The organism is Pseudomonas sp. Kh14, assembly GCF_900291005.1.
In the GTDB taxonomy this organism is placed as follows: Bacteria; Pseudomonadota; Gammaproteobacteria; order Pseudomonadales; family Pseudomonadaceae; genus Aquipseudomonas; species Aquipseudomonas alloputida.
This window is the reverse complement of the sequence record NZ_OLKJ01000098.1, coordinates 1-275: the sequence shown is the minus strand read 5'-3', so window position 1 is coordinate 275 and position 275 is coordinate 1. Positions and strand designations below refer to the sequence as shown.

General features: G+C 50.2%; 1 protein-coding gene. It reads right to left on the bottom strand.

What is annotated here, in order from left to right; translation table 11 throughout:
• Nucleotides 1-275, bottom strand: a 275-nt coding sequence (locus tag FQ668_RS28825) for a hypothetical protein (RefSeq protein WP_218570897.1), incomplete at both ends; no start/stop codon positions are given.

The following is a 275-nucleotide window of genomic DNA, read 5'->3' as shown; positions in this document are numbered from 1 at the left end:
ATCCTACGCACTGCGTCTCTGTAGGTTATTTTAACCTGACATATCGCGGTGCCTGCGCTCCACGCCGTTTCGTTGGCCCTCTTGACTATCTCGCATTTCTCTTCGAGTTTGACTCCGGATGGATGATGCTTGACCATCGATGGAGATTCCGGAGCCATCTCAACCAGCGTTATTTTTTTTACGTCCGCGTTTTTAGCCCTCACGGCTTTTCCGACGGACTTTGCCATTTCCAGCAGTGCTTTTTTTGAAAGGTCGTTGGTGGCTCCGTATGCAGT